Genomic DNA, 20,393 nt, shown 5'->3' on the forward strand with positions numbered 1-20,393 from the left:
GGTGAGGGGCCAAGGCGCGTTCGCAGCGGCCCGGCCCCTCGCCGCCGTGGTCCGTCGTCGCCGTCCGCGACGCCGCGGGAGTAGCCGGCAGTCGTGCGCTCGCTCAGGGGCGGTACGGATGCCGGTATCCGTGTGACCACCGGAAGCCGTGCTCGGTATGCTCGCGTGCTCGCTGCCGGACAGGTTCAGTAGTCGGCCTGTAACTGGAGGTTACGAGCCTCCTCTTGGAGTCCGGAAGCCTCCAGACGGCTGCGGAAGTCCTCCAGACGTCTGGTGCATTGAGCGGAGCGTATTCCGCGCAGCAGCCCGAGAGCCTGCGTGGCGGTGTCGCAGCTCCGCTCGACCTCGCCCAGTTGCAGCTCCGCCGAGGCCAGGAGGAGCAACCTGAGCACGCGACGCCGCGGCCTGTGGGGGATGTCCTCTCGCAGTGCTTCCTGAAGCCAGCGCACGGCGGTGTCCGGCCTGCCCAGGTCGTGGTAGCAGTGGGCCAGTTCCTGCGCCATGTAGGCGTAGCCGATGTGGGAGGACCAGTCCGGGCGCTCCTGACTGTCGAAGTCGTCCCGCTCCAGTGCGCCACGAGCCTGCCCGGCGGCCCGCTCACAGGCGGCCACGTCTCCCAGCAGGGCGTGACCGCGGGCCTCCGTCAAGTAGAAGACGACCTGCGAGACCGGGGTGATCCGCTGCCGGGTTCCCTCTCGTGCCACTCGTGCGAGCTGGACGCTCTCACTCGCGTTTCCGAGTTGCAGCGCCACGTGCCCCATCCCCGAGGCCATGACGTACCCCCCGAAGAGACGGTCACCGGCTGCCTGCGCCAGGCGCAGTGCTTGGATGTAGTAGAGCTGCGCCAGGCCGAACTGCCCGGTGTCCACCGTCATGGAGGCGGTGAGTTCCGTCAGCCGGGCGACAGCTTCGAACAGGGACCGCGCGGTCGTCTCCCGGTACGGGCCGGCGAGGAGTTCGGAGACGACACTGTCGAGGTAACGTACCGCGGTCAGGCGTATGCCTCCGCTGCCGAATTTGTGGTCCAGGTCGGTGAATGCCGCGGTCGTCGCCCACACGGCCGCGATGTCCCCGGAGCCGACCGCGGGAACACCCTCGATCCCGACATCGAGGTCCGGCTCGGCGATCAGCCAGTCACGGCTGGCCTGGACGAGTACGGAGGTCGCCAACTGGCGGCTGGTGGCGATGTTGCCGTACCTGGTGTCACTGCGCCACAAGGCGCAGGCCTGCTGCAGGGCGCCCGCCACCGTGGGTTCGAACCGCAACCCCACCGTAGGCGCCACACCCCGGACCGCGCTCATCCCGATGTCGTCGACGGTCACCATGCGCCCCAGTTTGCGCGACAGTGCTTCGGCAATGACATCGGGGGCTCGTCCGCGAGGTTGCTGGCCTTGAAGCCACCGGGCCACCGACGTCTTGTCGTACCGCAGATCAAGTCCCTGCTCCGCGCCGCAGGCATTCACCCGGCGGGCAAGTCCCGTACTGGAACACCCCGCTGCTTCCATCACGGCACGAAGCCGTTCGTTCGCCTCACGACCCCCGCGTGGTGGCACGGCCATAGCCTCGTCTCCTTCTCGTTCCAGTACCGATGTTTTCTGCCCACCCCCGTTGCCAGGCAGCACCACCAGAAGTCTTCTGGCTGGTTCTGACACACATAACGGCGGGCAAGACGCCGCGCCACTTCTCCGAGTACCGACGGAACCCGGGCCGAGGACCGCATGTTCCGCCGGCTCACGTGAAGGAATGGATGCGCTGTGTTTCGCGAATCGCTCCACAAACTCCGGATAACCGCGTGAAGGCGGTGCCTCGGAGACAGGATGAGGAACGAACGCTCCTCGGAGCGGAGAAGCGGAGGTCGAGGAAACAGCGAATCCACCCGATGCTTTCCCACGGTCTCGTCCGCATATCCCAAGTGGGATGAGGGCACCTCGACGGACGGACGGGGGCAGCGGACACCGGGAAAGCACATTCCGCCGGTCGTCCAGGTTGTTGAACAGAGCCCTCCTGCGGTCTGCCCATGGCCACGGCCCTACTCCCTCCTCTCACCGTGCCGAACCGGCCGGCAGCAGCGAGCGCGACGCGTTCCGGCGGCACCCGAGTCTCGAACCAGTGCACGGCAAACACACATTCGATGCAACAACCCCACGTCGGCGCACGGAAGGGAAGACTCTCTTCCTGACGCAGCGCGCCGGAGGGGTAGTACTGAGGCGTATGCGAGGGCAAGCGCGTGCTCCACAATGCTTCCAGGGGGGCGCGCGGGGGCGCGCGCATCCATTGCTCCGGTACAAGCGGGGAATAAGAGAGAGCAGACGAGCAATGATGCGCGCAGGGCGGAGCAGTAGGCGCTGGAACGGCCGACACGGTGCCGCCTCGGTGCGCACGTCCGCGAACACCGGCGCATGAGCAGGCGTACGCGCGCACGGCTCCGTCCCGCACCCGGAATCACCCCGCACGCCTGCCGGGGCCGGTAGGTCCGCGTTACGGTTCGTTACGTTCACCCGGCGGGTCACCAAGAAATCCCCCGACCATTCTGGGAATACGGGACCTGTGCGGCACTGCGTCGATACCATTTTCCACACGGGGACGGCCCATTACGGTCCAGTGCCGAGAGGTCCTTCACACATTCCCCGTTGGCATGGCATCGCGCCACGACGGGCGGGAGAGGGTCCGCGCCGGAACACCCAAGACGGGAGTACATGATGAAACGGCCTGTCCCCGAATGCGGGGAGACCCCGAGAGAACGCTGGGTCGACGTTGACGGCACACGAACCCGCTATCTCGAAACCGGACAGGGAGCCCCCGTACTGCTGATACACGGCGAAGGGAGCGTCTCGGAGCAATGGCACGGAATCCTCAAAGGTCTCGCCGCCAGTCACCGGGTCGTCGCGGTGGACCTACCGGGATACGGCTACAGCGAGCCGATCGCTGACGCCAGCCCCGCGGGAATGGCCACCTTCGTCTGGAATTTCGCCCGGGCGGTCGGCGTGGAGCGTCCAGCGGTCGCCGGACACTCGTTCGGTGGCGCCGTAGCGGTCCACATGGCACTGCAGCGGCCGGAGCACGTACCGTCCCTCGTTCTGATCAGCTCAGCCGGTCTGGGACGCGTCATCAATCCGGCGATGGTGATACTGGCCGTCACTCCCCTGGGCGACCTGACGAAATGCCTCATTCCCCGTCTCCCCTTCGGCCCGCGACTGCTCGTGGTCTCGGTGGCGGTGATAGGGGCGTCCCGTCCCTGGCGTCTCCCCTCCGCATGGTGGCGCAGCCAGGTCAAAGCCGTCTCCTCACCCGAGACACTGCCCTCGACCTTGCGCTCCCAGCGCTCCGCGGTCGGGGCCCTGGGGCAGAAACACCTGCTCACCGGACGGCTGTCCGAGCTGCCCATGCCCACCCTGGTGGCCTGGGGCCTGCAGGACCTCTTCGTCCCGTTCTGGCAAGGGATCGGCGCGCGCCGTCGTCTGCCCGACGGACAGCTCAAGGTCATTCCCTGCACCGGCCACCTGTTGCCCACGGAGGCCGCCGGCGAACTGCTGAAGACCCTCCGCCCCTTCCTGCGTCACTCCGGCCACAGCACGACGACGGCAGAACGAAGGCGGTGACCATGAAAACGGAAGCGGACGTGATCGTGGTGGGGGCGGGCCTCGCCGGTCTGGTAGCGACATACGAGCTGACCCAGGCCGGGCGGCGGGTCATCGTGGTCGACCAGGAGAACCAGGCGAACCTCGGCGGCCAGGCCTACTGGTCCGAAGGCAGCCTCTTCCTCGTCGACAGCCCCGAGCAGCGGCGGCTGGGCATCAAGGACTCCCACGAACTCGCACTGGCCGACTGGCTGGCCTCGGCCCGGCATGATCGCGACCCCGAGGACGGCTGGGCCCGCCGATGGGCCGAGGCCTACGTGGACTTCGCCGCCGGGGAGAAACGCGCGTACGTCCACCGGCTCGGGCTGGGTCTGCTGCCGCTCGTCGGCTGGATCGAGCGGGGGACGGGGACGGCCACCGGTCACGGCAACTCCGTCCCCCGGCTCCACTACACCTGGGGCAGCGGACCGGAGGTCGTGCGGACATTCCGAAGGCCGGTGCTCGCCGCGGCCGCACGCGGGTTGGTGACCTTCAGGCACAGGCATCGGGTGGACGACCTCGTCATCGAGGACGGCAGTGCGGTGGGTGCGCGGGGCGTAATTCTGGAACCGTCACGAGAACCCCGCGGCGTGCCGTCCTCGAGAAAGGAGACGGGGACGTTCGAGATACGCGCGCAGGCGGTTCTCATCACCTCTGGGGGCATGGGCGCCAACCGCGACCTGGTGCGTGCCCACTGGCCCGCCGACCGCCTCGGACCGATGCCGGCGTCGATGCTCACCGGGGTACCCGCACACGTCGACGGGCGGATGTTCCAGATCACCGAACGGGCCGGTGGCTCCGTGGTCAACCTCGACCGCATGTGGTTCTACAACGAGGGCCTGAGGCACTACGCCCCCGTATGGCCCGGCCACGGAGTACACCTCCTGCCCGGCCCATCGCCTCTGTGGCTTGACGCCACGGGGCGGCGACTGCCTCCTCCGCTGTTCCCCAGCCACGCGACCCTGGAGACGTTACGGCACCTCAGGCTGACCGGCTACGACCACTCGTGGCTCATCATGACCCACTTGATGGTGGACAAGGAATTCTCGCTGTCGGGTTCTGACCAGAATCCTGACCTGACCGGCAAGAACTGCGTGCTGCTGCTCCAGCGGTTCAAGAAGAGCACGATGGCTCCGGTGCGTGCGTTCTTCGAACGCGGCGAGGACATCGTCGTCCGTCGGACGCTACCGGAGCTGGTGGAGGCCATGAACGCCCTCACGTCCGAAAGCCTCCTCGACCACGAGCGCGTGGAGCGGGAGGTGGTGGCCCGCGACCAGCAGGTCGTCAACGACTACAGCAAGGACTTCCAGCCCATGGCTGTGCGCAACGCGCGGGCGTACCTGCCGGAGAGGCTCCTGCGCGTCGCCGCACCGCACCGCCTGCTCGACCCCGAACACGGGCCGCTGGTCGCCGTACGCCTGCGCACGCTCACCCGGAAGACTCTGGGCGGCGTGCAGACCACCCTCGACTCCCAGGTGGTGCGACCGGACGGGACGACTTTCGACGGTCTGTACGCGGCGGGCGAGGTGGCCGGATTCGGCGGCGGCGGCGTACACGGGTACAGCGCGCTGGAAGGCACCTTCCTCGGCGGCTGCATCTTCTCGGGCCGAGTCGCCGGCCGAGCCCTGGCACGGAACCTGGTGTGAGCCCCGGCCACCATCGCGTGTCGACCGCCGCAACGGACATCGTCGTCTCGGCCAACCTCCCCGAACCGCGGGCCCTTGCCCCCTGTGCCTGACCCGGCAACTGCTCGGTTCCCCGATCGACATCGACGCCCAATGTAGCGGAACACGGTAGTTAGAACCATCGGGTTGTGATGACCTGGTGGTTCATCCCGCGTGGGACATCCGTGCGAAGTAAATGGTCAGGCTTCTTGCAGCCTGCGGTGAATTGCCATCTTTGTCGGCACCAGTTTCGGGCAACCACCGCTCCGAGGTTCGAGGGGAAGCTTCTGTGGAGGCATGAGGTCGAGCGAAAGCCCGCGTACAGCGGGTCGTACGGCAGCAATCGAGAGTCAGCGGAAAAATCTATGTTCTCCACAGAGAATGGGAACGGGGCGACCGTGTCAAGCGCAGAAACAAGACGAACTGCATGCTCGCGCCCATTTTCAGCAGTGACCGGCTCGCACGACACATGTTCTACTTCCGTGAAAGACCAGTGCACAAGGGACGACACCACGGAAACATCGGCGGGAAGACAGGGTGGTCAGTCGACCAAAAAATGCGCTCCTCTTGACTCTGGCTGCGCGAACGTAAGGCGTAAACAAGCCTACTCGATAAAATCATGACGGGTTGCTGGTGAACTGGAGTGTCACCCATTTAAATCACAGGGAGAGAGAACTAATTCACCGAAGGAGGTCCGGGATGACCGGAGCGGCCGACCAACAGGACCTCACTCCCAACCGGACGTCAGGCGCATCCGAAGTGCTCGGGATGCTGCGGCAGGCCGGCGTGCGGGTGGTGTTCGGGATCCCCGGTGGAGCAAACCTTCCAATCTACCAGACACTCACGGACTTCCCCGACCTGCGGCACATACTCACCCGACACGAGCAGGGCGCCGGCCATGCGGCGTCCGGATACGCCCAGGCCACCGGCACCCTGGGTGTCTGTCTGGCCACCTCGGGTCCTGGAGCGACCAACCTGGTGACCCCGCTCATGGACGCCTACATGGACTCTGTCCCGGTGCTCGCCCTCGCCGGCCAGGTCGACAGCTCCCAGTTGGGCACGATGGCTTTCCAGGAGACCGATATCTGCTCCATCGTCGCGCCGATCACGAAGTACGCGGTCGAGGTTACCCGCGCCGAGGACGCTGCCGATGCTGTACGCGAGGCGATCGAACAAGCCCTCAGCGGGCGGCCCGGCCCAGCCCTTGTATCCCTGACCAAAGACGCGCTCGGCGGCACGACCGATGCGGCACCAGCCGGCCGGAAGGCCCCGGCTCCAGACGAACCGCCCCAACCTGCTGCGAGCCTGATCAAACAGGCCGCCCGGCATCTTCTTGACGCTGAGCGGCCTGTTCTGTACGTCGGTGGCGGCACGATCAAGGCGGATGCCGCTGCTCCGTTACGTGAAATCGCCGAGTTACTGAACCTCCCCGTGGTCACCACACTCATGGCACGGGGCGCCTTCCCCGACAGCCACCGTCAGCACCTGGGCATGCCTGGGATGCACGGAACGGTCGCAGCCGTGGCCGCCTTGCAAGAAGCCGACCTCGTCGTGGCCGTAGGAGCCCGCTTCGACGACCGGGTGACCGGAGACCTCGACTCCTTCGCTCCGCGCGCGGCCGTCGTACATATCGATGTTGACCGAGGTGAGCTGAACCGTAAACGGCGTGCCGCAGTGGCCCTGCACGCCCACTGCCATGCCGCCCTGACCGCGCTCATCGGCCAGGTGCGAGACACGCCGCCCGCCGGACACCCCGAGCGGCGGCTCTCGGCATGGTGGGAACGGCTGAACGAGTACCGCTCCCGCTACCCGCTCGGTTACCCAGACCGATCCGACGCACTCATGCCCCAGTACGTCATCGAACGGCTGGGGGCCCTCACCGCGGGGCCCACCACCGTGTACACGTCTGGCGTGGGCCAGCACCAGATGTGGGCGTCGCAGTTCATCCGGCACGACTATCCTCGTGCCTTCGTCAACTCCGGAGGCGCCGGCACCATGGGATACGCCATTCCCGCCGCGCTGGGCGTTCAGACGGCCCGCCCCGACGCGGAGGTTTGGGCCATCGACGGAGACGGTTCATTCCAGATGACCTGTCAGGAACTCGCGACCTGTGTGCACTCCCGCCTGCCGGTCAAGGTAGCGGTGTTCAACAACGCCTCTCTCGGTATGGTGCGCCAATGGCAGGATCTGATGCACGAGCAGAATTTCATCGAGACGGATCTCGACTCGTCTTTCACGCCGACCAGCCCTGACATCACCGCGCTGGCCCGCGCCTATGGTTGCGCCGCCTACCGCTGCGATCGTTTCGAAGAGGTAGACCGCGCCGTGCTGGCCGCCTCCGCGGTCCGCGACCGGCCGGCGGTGATTGAATTCGTCGTCGCCAAAGACGCCTTGGTGTGGCCGATGGTCCCCGCCGGCGTCTCTAACGACGAGATCTTGATCGCGCGTGGTCTCCGTCCCGACTTCGGCCCAGACTCCTAGAGGTTGTCCCGTTGTCCCCTAGCTGGTGGGGGGGCCGTTGGTTGGATATGGGTGGGGTGCTCTCAGCAGATGATCCGAAGTGGATCGATCCGTTCTCCGGGCTGACCGGGTCGCGTTTCGCCAGGTTGGTGGCGTTGGTGCGGCGTCGCGAGGGTGTGACGTGCAGCGTGGCCCGCCATGGCGGCTGTCGTTGGAGGACCGGGTGTTGCTGGTGACGACGTACTGGCGCACGAACCTGACGTTGCGGCAGGTGGCGCCGCTGTTCGGGGTCTCGAAGTCGGTGGCCGACCGGATCCTCGATCACCTCGCACCTCCGCCGGCCGTCTCGCCGGCACGTCGGCCGCGCACCTGACTCAAGGACAAGGACGCTGACCAGGCCATGCTCGGCATCTGACCCTCACCGGATAACCCACATCCCATACAGGACAACCTCTAGAAACCAGCCATTTTCGTCACAAGATTACAAGCAGCTACCCCTCGATTGAACGGAGTTGCACGTGGCTGACGCGGCCGATCCGCCCTCCGATGCGGACGCCCTCCGCGCGGCGTTCCCTCCACCACAGGCACCCGCCGCCCGTCACACACGACTCGCCCGCGGGCTCCTCCACGACGCCCTGCCCGATCTAGCCGACGACGTCACGTACGTGACCGTCCGTAGGATTGTCATACCCCCGGGCGGCACGACCGGCTGGCACTACCATCCCGGTCGTCTGCTCATTGTCGTCACCCAAGGTGTTCTCACCCACACCTACGCGGACCTGGAAGCCGAGACCGTCGCTGCCGGAAGTTGCCTGGTGGAGGCACGCGGTGCGGAGCACGTACACATCGGGACCAACCTCGGTGACACACCACTCGTGATGCACGCGATCTACTTCCAGCCCACTCCCGACAGCCCCCTCGCCATCCAGGTGGAGGCACCTCTCGCCCCTCACCGGCGCGGTAACACGGAACAGGGATAGGCGTCCGGGCAACTGGACGGCACGGGATGCGATGAAGGGGCCCCGCAGCCATGTCGGCAACAGCGGGCCAGCACATTCCGCACCGGACGCGTCGCGGATGCCGGAGCGTTCGCCGGTGCCCCCTCCGATACTCACCCAGCCGCAGAGGCGCCGATGGGGCCAGCCCCCCGTCGCGCAGGTCGCTGTCCCATCGGCTACGGAGAGCAACTGCTGCAGGCCGTGCGGGGTGGCGTGACCGACGTACTCGGCCAACTGCCAGGGTCCGCCTGCGAAGATCATCTCGGTGATGGATCACGGCGTCCTGGTACATCGTCATGAACTCACTGACCTCGGATGACGCCGCGGTCTGCGCACAGCTCTGGGCCCGGTATGACGCAGAGCAAGGCCTCGTTCACAGGGTTCGCACTGGCCGATTGTGACTATGGCCATGTGCGTAGAACGACCCTACCTTCTCTTCAGCGGTGAGAGACGCCTCAAAGTGGGACGTCCCGCCCATCTTTCTGGGAATGGCTATGCGGTTTTGTCCCCCCGTACCGGCGCTGAGGGTGATCGGCGTGGCCGTGCTCGCGTTAGCCGGACTCGCGGTTGCTCCTGGAGCCGGCGCCGTAGAACAGTCCCCCGTCGGCATCCAGTGCACCGGCAGCTCCCACGTGGACTACGATCCACCGGTCACGAACACGACGCAGAACGTCACGAACCACGTCACGGAGAACTTCTCCTGCACCTCGCTGTTCACGGCCGTGTCGAGCGGCACCGCCACGTCCAGCACGGTATTTCCCGCCAGTTGTCTGTTGTCGCTGACGCCGCTGGCACCATCGACGTTCACCTACTACTGGAACACGGGGCAATCCTCCACCGTCACGTTCAACAACTCGAATGTGGTCAAGGAAGCAGATGGCACCACCGAAGTCACTGCTACCGGATCTGTCACGACCGGCCTCGGACAGGGCAGCGCCGTGGTCAAGGTCGTCGTGCTGCCGCAAATCAGCCTGACTGCCTGTGCAACCACCGGAGTGGAAAGCGTCACCGGTCCGGCGACACTCACCATCCTCCCCTGACCGCAGCGGCGCAACGGTCGTAGCCTGCCGCGCGACCTGGACGCGCCTGCCGTACTGCGGCTTCCGGCACCTCGCTCACCGCACCATGACAGTAGCGCCTGGACGCCCGGGAAACGGCCGGCCTCCCGCCCGGGAAGGTGGCTGGGGCCGACCTGGCAGCGGTCGGGCTCAGCCTAGGTGGCCATCCGGCACAGCGGCCTGCCGCCGACCCTGGTCGTCTCCGACTCCGACGTCCTGCTCGACGGAGCCGGGACCTGCACCGGCGAGCTCCGCTCCGCCGGTGTCGACATCAGCACCTGCACCGCCCGCAAACCGTTCACGGCGTTATGTCGTCCGGACCGGCCGACCCTGCCGCTAGCTGCGGCTGCCGCGTCGGACCCCGCCGGAGCACGCGCTTTCCCGTGACCCGGCGCCTTCCTGGCAGGAAATCCGAGCCCTGGGACCGTAGGAGGGACCAGGTTTGTCGAAGGAGACAGCTATGCGCATCACCCGTACCGCACTCGCAGTCGCGGCAGCGACATCCCTGGCGGCGATCGGCCTGCTGGCCGCGCCAGCCTCCGCCACCACCGACCACGCCAACGGCACCCTCTACTACACCGATCTGGTCGGGGGCAGCCAGCAAGCCGTCGACCCCGAACTCGGCACCTGCAAGCTGGTGTCGACCGTCGGCACGAGCGTCGACAACCAGACGGACGCCACCGTGATCCTCTACACCGATACAAGTTGTGCCGTGCTCGGCAACCCGGTCTCACCCGGCAGCACGGTCACCTTCGTCTTCAAATCCTTCCGGTTCGTACGGCCTTGAGACATCGGTCTGGCGGGTGTCCGGTGGCCGGCTGCGTGACAGGCGGGACGTCGCGGACCAGCGCCACCGGGACCCGCCGTTCTCAGGACGGCTGGTTTCGAGCTGGCAGTGGGACTGCCGCGAGCTGCCGGAACCCGTTGGGGAAGAGGGAGGAGGACCGGCGCTCCGGTCCGCAGTCCGGATGCGTCAGGGCGATCCGGAGCAGACGGGTGGAGAGGACGGCGAGGTCGATCTCAGCCTCGGTGCCGTCGCAGCCGGACCCAGTGCCTGGATGCGTGTCCGGTGATCTGCCCCACCGCGAGCGAGGGTGCCACGGCGATTCGCCGCGAGATGCAGCGCGGCTGTACCGGGCCGGTGGGTGCGCACCAGATCGGTCGTCTCCCAGGCCAGTGTGGACCAGGTGGACAGGGCGCCGCAGACGCCGAGCGGGATGAGCGACTGTACCCGGGCCCGGGGGACCCACGTCTCCTCCAGTGTGATGTCGAGCAGCGGGCACGCGGCGCACTTCACGCCGAAGGTCTCGGCCGGGAAGGGACGCCGAAGCGTTGGCTTCGCGGCGGCTCCTGCCCCAGTAGCGGACCGGTGAGGCGAGGGCCGCGCCGAGCGCGGGCCCGGCCCCGGCCGAGGCCCTCACCGGCCACTCCGGGTGTTCCGGGCCAGCAGGCCCGCCGTCAGTGCCGCGCCCGCCGCGGTGGGGGCCGGTGCGCCCGTGACGGTGGCTGCGGCACGGACGACCGCGGTGGGTGCGTGCCCGTCGGTGAACAGGCGGCGGACGTCGGCGGAGAAGGCCGAGAAGGTGGTGAAGCCGCCGAGGAACCCGCTGCCCGGTACCGGGCCCGCCCACATCGGGCGGCGGCCGGGCTTGTGACTCAGAAGGTTCATCAGCATGCCCATGAACGCGCAGCCGGCCAGATCGACGGCCCATGTCGTCCACGAGATCCCGTTCCGGCCGCGGGGCCCGTCAGGTCGGCTCCGGCGCGCGCCGCCGCTCCGGCCGCGCCGCCTGCCGCCACCAGGAGCGTCATACGTGTGGTGAAGGCGCGAGACCAGCCGTGGGGACAGCATCGTCCGGGCTTCGCGGGGCGGTGCGGCCTGTGACGAGGAGGGACCGCTCCCGCCGGTGGACCGGCCCTTCAGGAGGCGACGGGTCGGCGACCGGCCGGGGTCCGCGGCGTCGCCGGGTTCCGGGTCACGGCGCAGCCGTCGGCACGCTGAGACGGAAAGCTCCGCCGCCGTTGCCCAGTTGAAGCCAGAGGAAGCCGGGCTGGGTGACGACCCGGACAGCGGTGTCGGCGCAGCCGGGGCAGCGGCCGGTGAGGCCCGGGCCCGGGCCGTACACGTGCAGTTGCCCGAGGGTCGCCGGCATGCGGCAGGTCGGGCACAGGCGCCAGGCCGTGGTGGGATCGACGGCGAACGCGTCGGCGAGCGGCCCGGCCAGTGCGTTTCCGTCGAGGTGCCGGGGGAAGGACTGGTGCACGGATTTCCCCTGACGGGTACGGGGGCGGTTCAGCCGAAGCGTTCCGTCCGGATCCGGCCGGCGGGGTGTCCGGCGGCCCGCAGGAGGTCGCCGGCGCGTTCGACGAAGCCGGTCGGACCGCAGAATTAGCAGCGAGCGCCCGGCGATGGCAGGCCCTCCAGGTGGTCCAGGGCGATGCGGCCGGCCGGGCAGCCCGCTCCGACGGGCGCCCGGCGGGGGTAGAGCACGCGTATGGACTCGTGGGGCCGCGGTGTGCCGAGTTCGTCGGCGTACCAGACCTCGTCGGGCTCGCGTACAGAGTGGAGGAGGGCACAGGGTGTTGCGGTGGTGGTGTCGCGGCGGGCCCGCAGCATGGCCATGAGCGGTACCACCCCGCAGCCGCCGACGACGAGTAGCAGCAGCAGCAGCGCAGTGTCGGCCGCACCGTCCCACACGAACCAGCCACCCAGCGGGCCCTTGATCTCGATCCGCGCGCCCACCGGCAGGTCATCGGCGAGGTAGGGCGACACCTCACCGCCGGGCACCGCCTGGACGCCCAGTTCGACCACGCCGCCGTCGGCGGGACGGGCCAGTCAGTAGCTGCGCACCGCCTGGTAGCCGTCATCGGCGGTGAGCCGGACGTCGACGTGCTGCCCCGGCAGGTGGCCCGGCCACTGGGGCACGTCGAAGCGGAGGGTCCTTCCGGTCTCCGTCTGCTTCTCCCGTTCCACGAGCCGGGCCGGGTACCATCGCCCGGGCCGCGCGAGCGTGGCCGGGTGGCCCGGCGTGTCCGGCGTGCTCATCAGTCCCTCCAGGCGCGCTGCTTCGCGCCACGGGTCTCCGTAGTCGTGGTAGCCGGCGGACTCCCGGAAACCCGGTTCGTCCTGGAGCGTCAGGCGCAGGCCCTTGACCCATTTGGCCGACTTCCAGAAGTACAGGTGCGGGACCAGCAGGCGGGCCGGCCCGCCGTGCGTCGGTGCGGCGGTGCCGGGCTGCTCTTCGTCGCACTGGGCGCTACTCGACGGCGCTGAATTTGACCGAGGCGTACTGGAAGTTGTTGAAGGAGTTGCCGGGATTGATGCGGAAGCCCTGTACGACGCAGCTGACGTCGCTGTAGACGGTGGCGACGGCATCGGTGTTGTTGGTGCCGCTCACCGAGAGCAGGTCGACGACGTAACAGGGTCCGAGGGTGGGGTTGTTGATCTGGCCGGCGCCGCCGATCAGTCCGGAGAAGTAGAAGGTGCCGTTGGCGTCGGTCTGCGCGGTCGCGGTCGCGGACGTGGCGGACGCAGTCGTCACGGCGAGCACGATGGCCCCCGTCATGACAGCGCGTATGAACATTTGCATGGTTCCTCCACGGGGCACGGTGGGCGCAGGACGACTCGCCCGTCTCTTTTGGAGGGTCAAGGAGGCCGTAGGAGAGTGCCATAGCTCCATCGGAGGGGCGCTCGTACAGCAAACGGTTTGCGCCGGGCGCGTCCCACACAGTCGACTCGTGTCTCCCCGAACAGCAGGTGTTCTCTCTTGCCGTGCGAACGGCATGCCGCCGTGGCGTGGTCTGCGGCCGTGCGTGGAGAAACGCCCGCTGGGTGCAGCGTGCGGAAGGCGTCGCGGTCGCCCGCGCACGGGGTGTGTTCCGCATAGGGAGTATCCGCACCCTCCATCTGGGCCATGGCGCACGGGGAATCTTGCGGGGACGGTACTCGGTACCGCCGTGACTGCGGTTCCCGCGCGGCTGGCGCTGTGGAGAGCCATGCGTTTCCGCTCCCTGACTCGTGGGGGCTTGTCGTTCACGTGCGCTCGCAGCGGCGCCATCTGCACCGAAGGAGGAGAAACCCCATGCGTGCTGCTTTTTCCAGGTTCGTCCCGCGTCATCTGTCCGCTGTGCTGGCGACAGCGCTCACCCTGAGCGTCGGGAGTTTTTTCGTGGCCCCCGCCGCACATGCGGCCGGCGTCGACATCGCCTGCCTCGTCGGCTCCTCGAACGTCACCTACGACCCGCCTCTGATCAACACCTTGCGCACCACGAAGACCACCGTCACGAACAACTTCGGCTGCACGTCACTGCTCACGGGAGTCAGCAGCGGAACGGCCACCGCCTCCCGCGTGGCGGAACTCAGCTGTCTCCTCGCCCTGACTCCCCCGACCGCCGCCTCTTCGGAGACGTACACCTGGAATACCGGCCAGACCAGTACCGCCACCTATGTCAGCACCACTGTGGTGCGCGCCGCCGACGGAACAGCGACGGTCACTGCCATAGGGTCGATCACCTCCGGTCTCGGCCAGGGCAGTTCCGCCAGCAAGATCGTGGTCATCCCGCAACTGAGCCTGACGGCCTGTGCCACGACCGGTCTCGAAGAGACGAACGGGAACGCCAGCTTGGTCATCGCGCCGGTCTGAAGCCACGGCGTAGCCCCTTCCGGGCAGGAGACACGGTCAAGGAGTTCAGGCCGCCGTCGGGCGCCTTGATGATGTGATGTGCCCCGTGCATGTACGAGCGTCGCGAACGCGGCGGGTCTCCTGGATCTCGGCGGAGGCTGTCTGATCGGCTACATCCGAATGGAGGCAGGGAAGGATTGTCGAACGCGATGCCTGTCGGTCACCGGCGCCGCCGCCCGGCCGAGCGCCTACGGTTCCGGTGAGGGCAAGACGGTCGCGTCCGCCGATCGAGCGCGCCGCCGCGGTCAGCATCCCCACCGCGCCGCTTTCCGCGCACAGCCGTGACGCGTCGGCGCGGTGCAGGGCCGTGAGCAGCGGTGGGCTGGTGGGTCCCCGGCACAGCCGCGGCGGGGCCGGCGAGGGCCGGTCCGGGGTCAGGCGGTAGAGCGCGGCGTGGTGCTCGGGGGTGCAGCGGTGCAGGACCGGCAGCCGTACGCCGACCGCAGTGGCCACCGTCCGGCAGTGGGCATGCGGTCGGCTCATTCCCATCGTACGGGCGTGACGAGTGGAGCACTGGGCTGCGCGAGTCGACCATCCCTATCCTTACTTACGAGTTTCCCAGTCCCACCCACTTCCTGGAATACGCAGCCCGGATAGCGCGTCATAATGTACTTGAGAGAGTCGGCCCACAGTACGGTGTCGGCGATCTGAGCCGACAGATGGACGAACATGCTATTCGAGCGGTGTGGTCGAGCAGTGCGGTTCGCCACAACAGGAAAGGCCGGTTTCTTCAGGGTGACACGCTCCAAAACTTCGGCGAAACGCCCAGCAGGCTCGGACATGTACCGGGAATGGAAAGGTACGGAGACTCCGAGGGGAATAACGCGGTCGGCGCCCACCGTCTGCAGTGCCGTAGCGGCGATTCCGAGCTGTATGCGGGGTCCTGCAAGGATCACCTCGCGGTGGGCGTTCACGGCGGCGATGTCCAGCCCGTCCATGAACCGCCAACGCAGGCAGGCCCGTATCTCTCCGACGGTCAGCCCTGTGACCGCGACCATTCCGCCATCGACCGCACTGGTCAGCCGGGCCCTTTGCATCACCAAGGCCAGCCCGTCACGAAAGCTGAGAGCATGTGCAGCGACGAGGGCGTTGAACTCGCCCAAGCTGTACCCGAGTGCACAATGGGGTTCCGCACCTCGGGTATCCACCCATTGGCGGCCGGCCATCGCATTGACTGCGAAGACAGCCGGCTGAGCATATAGGAGACAGGAGAGAGGGCGTTCAGGATCGCCCGCACAAAGTGTGCGCAGTGAATATCCGAGAACCTCATCGGCCTGTTCCACCATCGTCGGATACCGATCGAACAAGGTCGCACCCATACCAGGTCGCTGACAGCCGAGACCCGAGAAGACAAGGACGCTGGTCATAAGCGAGCCTCGATCGGCAACTGCGCCCCGGCTACGCTCGCGTTGCCACCATCATGCTCGGTAGCGTCGCCTCGGGTCGAGAGCATGCTGACCACCCTGACAACTTCACCGGCCCAGACGGCAGGCAGTCGCAACCTGCTGCTCCGCACTCGACTGCCGGCTGAGGTCTCCGTCATGCCGGAGGACGTGAGGACACCTCCTGCCGGGCCCCGCTGTGGAGGAGCGCCGATCGGTCCACCGACGGCATGGCGCGAAGCGGGACGCGAAGGCATGCCCGGAGAGCCGGACCGCCCGTGACTCCGCTGGTACCGAGAGGGGAAGGACAAGTGATACTCCATTCTCGATCATCTCCGGTTATCGCTTGCAGAACTCTCCGAAATGTCGCCCTGAAAGATCAGCCGGTCGTCCGGATGAGGGACACGGGCCGCTTGCTGTCCACTTCTCATCGCGCTACCGCTCCGGATGCACTGACGGCGAATGGATGACGTGGGGCTGCTCTCGGTAGACAAAAGCGCTGTTCTGTCGAGCTGCGGCACATGCGAAGGCTGGCCCGTGCCGCAGGTGATGCAAGCGAACCTGTGGCCACACGCACGGTGCTTATTCACTCAGGTCGCTGCACAGCACGGGAGGGGCAAGCCGAGCGACCCAACTCTCGAAAAGGGAGAACGCGGTGGACGCCTGCTTGGGCTCCGGCGGCGATCGATCAGGGTCGGGCGATCACATATCTGGAGCCATGCGCCTATGGAGAAGGGTCTCGGAGTCCTTGCGTACACCTCCCCCGTTATGTTTTCCGTGGTCCTGCAAGAGGGGCCGCTGGCCTAAGGCCAGGCTGCGCACGGTGCTGCGGTCGGCGTAGTCGGCGCACTGCCGGCGGATCCGCAAGTCGCTGCTAAGGCGATGGAGTTAAAGTGCAACGACACCGCCTACCGGCCGGTGATGGACGCGATCGACCTGCTCACCCGCTATCTGGACCAGTCGACCAAGGAGGGAGCGTTCTTCGACGAGGCGGAGCGGATTCCGCTGAGGGAGGTGGTGCCTGCGCAGTGGCGGGCGGCCGTGCTCGACGAGCGGGGCCGGGTGGAGCGCATCCCGTACGAGCTGTGCGTGCTGGTGCGCCTGCGGGACGACCGGGCCGAAGTGGGCGGTCGTCGCGTTTCGACACCCGCGGCCGCAGCCGCACCGGCCACCAGGCCGTGCGCACCCGCATGCGCACCGCCACGCACCGGGCTCCCGACGACGCGGTGGCCTGCCGGTCCAGCGTTCCCGCATGACGCTTCGCCTTCGTCGTCGGCATGTTCGCCTGGGGGATCCGGAACAAGTACGGCAGGCGGCGGTGAAATGGCCACGGCCCCGGGCGTCACCCCGATCGTCGTCGGCGGGGGCATCGCCCGCAACGGGCCGGCCGGCCGCGTCGGCGGACGGGACCGTGCCGGCGCCGGACCGGGGCCCGGGCGCTCGTCACGGGGTGACGACGGCGAACCGTGGGTCGGGGCGGTGCAGCAGTCCCCCGAAGGTGACGAGTGCGCCGACGTCACCCGTGATGGTGATCCGGCCCGTGCCGGCCGCGTCGGCGAGGGTGGTGCGGCGGCCGGCCACGTCGTCCAGTACCGCCCGGTCCAGGCGCAGGGTGGCGTGCGGGGCCTCGCCGCGGGGCGCGTCGCCGGGCATGGGGGTGAGCGCCCCGTTGGACAGCAGCAGGGTCCAGGTCTCGGGGGTCTGCCGCCCGGGGTGGGCGATCTCCCAGCGCAGCAGGAGCCGGCCGGCCCCGGCGGCGCGCGGCCCGTCGATCCGTACGGCCATGGACCGGAAGATCTGTTCGGCGGTCAGCGCGGCGACGATGTCCGGGGCGCCCCGTCCGGCCGCACCGCGTACGCCGTCGCGCAGTTCGGCGGCGCCGGTGAGGTAGAAGTTGCGCCAGGGGCCGCACTCGGCGCCCCGGCCGAGCCGCTCGAAGGTGGCGGCCTGGAGGGCACGGGCCCCGGCGTGTTCCGGGTCGGCGAACACGACGTGGTTCAGCACCTCCGCGGCCCAGCGCAGGTCGCCCCGCTCGTAGGAGGTGCGGGCCTTGGCGACCACGGCGTCGGCGCCGCCCATGAACTCGACGTAGCGCAGGGCGGCTTCGCGGGGCGGGTGCTGCCAGAGGTGGGCGGGGTTGCCGTCGAACCAGCCCATGTACCGCTGGTAGACGGCCTTGGCGTTGTGGCTGAGGGAGCCGTAGTACCCGCCGATGTGGGCGGCGTGCTCCAGGGCGGGCGGGAAGCGGAGTTCCTCGGCGATCTCGGCGCCGGTGTGCCCGCAGTTGATGAGGCGTACGCACTGGTCGTGCAGGTAGGCGTAGGCGTCGCGCTGTTCCTCCAGGAACCGGGCGGCCCTGTCCTGGCCCCAGGTGGGCCAGTGGTGGGAGGCGAAGACGGTGTCGGTGCCGTCGGCGAACAGGCGGAGGGTCTCGGTGAGGTACCGGGCCCAGGCGCTGGGGTCGCGGACCAGGGCGCCGCGCAGGGTGAGGACGTTGTGCAGGGTGTGGCAGGCGTTCTCGGCGACGCAGAGCAGGCGCAGTGCGGGGAAGTGGATGTTCATCTCCGCCGGAGCCTCGGTGCCGGGCGTGAGCTGGAAGACCATGCGGACACCGTCGACGGTCTCGCTCTGCCCGGTGGCGCGGATGTCGGTGGTGGGCGCGATGAGGCCGACGCTGCCGCGGGAGGTGGTCTGGCCGAGGCCGCAGCCGATCTGGCCGTCCGGGCCGGTGGGCAGCGCGGTGCCGTACATGTAGACGGAGCGGCGGGACATGGCGGGCCCGGTGATGACGTTCTCGCCGGCCGCGTGTTCCAGGAACCCGGCGGGCGCCAGCACCGGGAGGCGTCCGGCGGCGGCGTCGGCCGGGTCGGCGACGCCCCGGACCCCGCCGAAGTGGTCGACGTGCGAGTGGGTGTAAAGGACGCCGGTGACCGGGCGGTCACCCCGGTGCGCCCGGTACAGGGCGAGGGCCGCGGCGGCCACCTCGGCGCTGATCAGCGGGTCGATGACGAGGACTCCCCGGTCGCCCTCGACGAAGGTGATGTTGGACAGGTCGAGGCCGCGGACCTGGTAGACGCCCGGCACCACCTCGTACAGGCCCTGCCGCGCGGTGAGCCGGCTCTGCCGCCACAGGCCCGGGTGGGCGGTGGGCGGGCAGTCGGCGTCGAGGAAGGCGTACGCGTCCGCGTCCCAGACGGTACGGCCGTCCGCGTCGCGTACGACGCCGGGGCGGAGCCTGGCGATGAAGCCCCGGTCGGCGTCGGCGGCGTCCTGGTCGGCGGGGGCGGCGGGGGGCGGGGTGGTACCGGGCATGCGGTGTCCTCGGGTGGGGGTGCGGGGCGGCGGGTCAGGTGAGCGTGGCCAGTTGCCGGGCGATGCCGTTGCGCTGGATCTCGGAGGTGCCGGTGAGGATGCGGAACATGCGCATCTTGCGGAACAGGTACTCGATCTCGTTGCCCTGGGTCAGGCCCTCCTTGCCGTGGATCTGCACGGCCTGGTCGAGGATGCGGAACGCGGCCTCGGCCACGAACAGCTTGCACAGGAAGGCTTCCGTGCGCACGTCCTCGCCCCGGTCCAGCGCGGCCAGCGCGGCGTACGTCATGGAGCGGGCGGCGTAGAGGTCGGCGGCCATGTCGGCGAGCTTGTGCTGGATGGCCTGGAGCTCCATGAGGGGCCGGCCGCCGACGGTGCGGGTGAGGGCGCGGTCGCGGCTGAGCCGGAGGGCGCGGCGGGCGGCGCCGAGGGCGCTCGGGCAGTGCAGCAGCCGGTTGACGGTGACCCGGCCGAGGGCGATGCGCAGGCCGCGCCCTTCCTCACCCAGCAGGTTGGCGGCGGGGACGCGGCAGTCCTCCAGGACGATGTCGCTCTCGATGTGCTCGCCCGACATGGGGGTGGCGCCCTCCACGACGCGGCAGCCGGGGCTGTCGAGGTCGACGAAGAAGGCGGAGTAGGTGTCCTCGGTGCCGGCCGTGCGGGCGACGACGATGGCGAAGTCCGCGAACGGGCCGGCGGAGCTGAACACCTTGTGGCCGGTGAGCCGGTAGGAGTCGCCGTCCCGGACGGCGGTGGTGCGCATGGCGCGCACGTCGGAGCCGGCGTCGGTCTCGGTGAGGGAGAAGCAGCAGGCGCGCTCGCCCCGGACCAAGGGCAGGAGGTAGGTGTCCCGCTGGTGGGGGGTGGCGTGGCGGAGGATGTCGCCGGCCCGCAGCGGGCCGCCCATGTCGCCGAGGACGCTGTGTCCGAGGACCCGTCCGGAGGCCCCGACCTCCTCCTTCAGCACCGCGAGCTGGGTGGGTGTCAGGTTCCGGCCGCCGTACTCCTCGGGGAGGTGGATGCCGTAGAAGCCCAGTTCACGGCTGCGCTTCCAGACCGGTTCCAGGTCGGCGCGGGTGAGGCGGGAGTCGTGGGTGAGGCCGTTGTCCCGTTCGTGGGCGGCGAGTTCGCCGTCCAGGTAGCCGCGCAGGCGCTCGACCAGGTCGGCGAGGTACGGGTCGTCGGGGACGGGGCGGAAGGAGAAGGTCATGGCGCGGGGC

At 68.6% G+C, this 20,393-nt stretch carries 14 protein-coding genes and 4 pseudogenes; 8 read left to right on the forward strand and 10 right to left on the reverse strand.

All coding sequences use genetic code 11. The annotated features are described in order from the left end of the window. Positions 1-185: 185 nt before the first annotated feature. The gene (locus ACZ4K2_RS00130; protein WP_467477500.1) at positions 186-1,559 is read right to left on the reverse strand and encodes a transcriptional regulator; all 1,374 of its coding nucleotides are present in this window, start codon (positions 1,557-1,559) and stop codon (positions 186-188) included. Positions 1,560-2,699: 1,140 nt separating this feature from the next. Here ACZ4K2_RS00130 and ACZ4K2_RS00135 point away from each other — a divergent pair. The 7 genes and pseudogenes from ACZ4K2_RS00135 (at position 2,700) to ACZ4K2_RS00165 (ending at position 10,584) form a co-directional block, all read left to right on the forward strand. Continuing rightward, complete coding sequence (locus ACZ4K2_RS00135) at positions 2,700-3,599, forward strand: alpha/beta fold hydrolase (RefSeq protein WP_467477825.1); 900 nt, start codon at positions 2,700-2,702, stop codon at positions 3,597-3,599. Positions 3,600-3,601: 2 nt separating this feature from the next. Then, positions 3,602-5,263, forward strand: coding sequence for an FAD-binding dehydrogenase (locus tag ACZ4K2_RS00140; RefSeq protein ID WP_467477502.1), 1,662 nt, complete (start codon positions 3,602-3,604; stop codon positions 5,261-5,263). A 717-nt stretch (positions 5,264-5,980) separates the two neighbouring features. After that, positions 5,981-7,762: a biosynthetic-type acetolactate synthase large subunit gene (ilvB, locus tag ACZ4K2_RS00145; protein ID WP_467477504.1), complete on the forward strand. Its 1,782-nt coding sequence runs from the start codon at positions 5,981-5,983 to the stop codon at positions 7,760-7,762. Positions 7,763-7,809: 47 nt separating this feature from the next. Beyond that, positions 7,810-8,108: pseudogene (locus ACZ4K2_RS00150) on the forward strand (helix-turn-helix domain-containing protein); the annotation flags it as partial. Positions 8,109-8,259: 151 nt separating this feature from the next. Beyond that, positions 8,260-8,721, forward strand: coding sequence for a cupin domain-containing protein (locus ACZ4K2_RS00155; protein WP_467477507.1), 462 nt, complete (start codon positions 8,260-8,262; stop codon positions 8,719-8,721). A 554-nt stretch (positions 8,722-9,275) separates the two neighbouring features. Beyond that, positions 9,276-9,779, forward strand: coding sequence for a hypothetical protein (locus ACZ4K2_RS00160; RefSeq protein WP_467477509.1), 504 nt, complete (start codon positions 9,276-9,278; stop codon positions 9,777-9,779). Between the two features lie 478 nt (positions 9,780-10,257). Next, a complete protein-coding gene (locus ACZ4K2_RS00165; protein ID WP_467477512.1) occupies positions 10,258-10,584 on the forward strand; it encodes a hypothetical protein in 327 nt (108 codons plus the stop codon). Positions 10,585-10,770: 186 nt separating this feature from the next. Here ACZ4K2_RS00165 and ACZ4K2_RS00170 read toward each other — a convergent pair. From ACZ4K2_RS00170 to ACZ4K2_RS00195, 6 genes and pseudogenes are all read right to left on the reverse strand, one after another. Further along, a pseudogene (locus ACZ4K2_RS00170) lies at positions 10,771-11,115 on the reverse strand (hypothetical protein); the annotation flags it as partial. 99 nt (positions 11,116-11,214) lie between these two features. Further along, positions 11,215-11,649, reverse strand: coding sequence for a fluoride efflux transporter FluC (locus ACZ4K2_RS00175; protein ID WP_467477514.1), 435 nt, complete (start codon positions 11,647-11,649; stop codon positions 11,215-11,217). A 124-nt stretch (positions 11,650-11,773) separates the two neighbouring features. Further along, on the reverse strand, positions 11,774-12,061 hold the full coding sequence (locus ACZ4K2_RS00180; RefSeq protein ID WP_467477516.1) for a DUF6510 family protein: 288 nt from the start codon (positions 12,059-12,061) through the stop codon (positions 11,774-11,776). Between the two features lie 29 nt (positions 12,062-12,090). Continuing rightward, positions 12,091-12,843 (reverse strand): annotated as a pseudogene (locus ACZ4K2_RS00185) (FAD-binding oxidoreductase). Further along, positions 12,843-13,020, reverse strand: a pseudogene (locus ACZ4K2_RS00190) (molybdopterin-dependent oxidoreductase); the annotation flags it as partial. The pseudogenes ACZ4K2_RS00185 and ACZ4K2_RS00190, both read right to left, overlap by 1 nt. 34 nt (positions 13,021-13,054) lie before the next feature. Continuing rightward, positions 13,055-13,381, reverse strand: a complete 327-nt coding sequence (locus ACZ4K2_RS00195) for a hypothetical protein (protein ID WP_467477518.1) — start codon at positions 13,379-13,381, stop codon at positions 13,055-13,057. 498 nt (positions 13,382-13,879) lie between these two features. Here ACZ4K2_RS00195 and ACZ4K2_RS00200 point away from each other — a divergent pair, with 498 nt between their 5' ends. Further along, complete coding sequence (locus ACZ4K2_RS00200) at positions 13,880-14,440, forward strand: hypothetical protein (protein WP_467477520.1); 561 nt, start codon at positions 13,880-13,882, stop codon at positions 14,438-14,440. Between the two features lie 518 nt (positions 14,441-14,958). Here ACZ4K2_RS00200 and ACZ4K2_RS00205 read toward each other — a convergent pair. The 3 genes from ACZ4K2_RS00205 to ACZ4K2_RS00215 all read right to left on the reverse strand — a co-directional run bounded on the left by ACZ4K2_RS00205 (position 14,959) and on the right by ACZ4K2_RS00215 (position 20,383). Continuing rightward, the gene (locus tag ACZ4K2_RS00205; RefSeq protein WP_467477522.1) at positions 14,959-15,846 is read right to left on the reverse strand and encodes an ACP S-malonyltransferase; all 888 of its coding nucleotides are present in this window, start codon (positions 15,844-15,846) and stop codon (positions 14,959-14,961) included. 1,458 nt (positions 15,847-17,304) lie between these two features. After that, positions 17,305-19,173 carry an alkyl/aryl-sulfatase gene (locus tag ACZ4K2_RS00210; protein ID WP_467477524.1) on the reverse strand — a complete coding sequence of 623 codons (1,869 nt, stop codon included), beginning with the start codon at positions 19,171-19,173 and terminating at the stop codon, positions 17,305-17,307. A 34-nt stretch (positions 19,174-19,207) separates the two neighbouring features. Beyond that, positions 19,208-20,383, reverse strand: coding sequence for an acyl-CoA dehydrogenase family protein (locus ACZ4K2_RS00215; protein WP_467477527.1), 1,176 nt, complete (start codon positions 20,381-20,383; stop codon positions 19,208-19,210). Between the last annotated feature and the right edge of the window lie 10 nt (positions 20,384-20,393).

It is taken from the genome of Streptomyces sp. NPDC025833 (genome assembly GCF_055558055.1).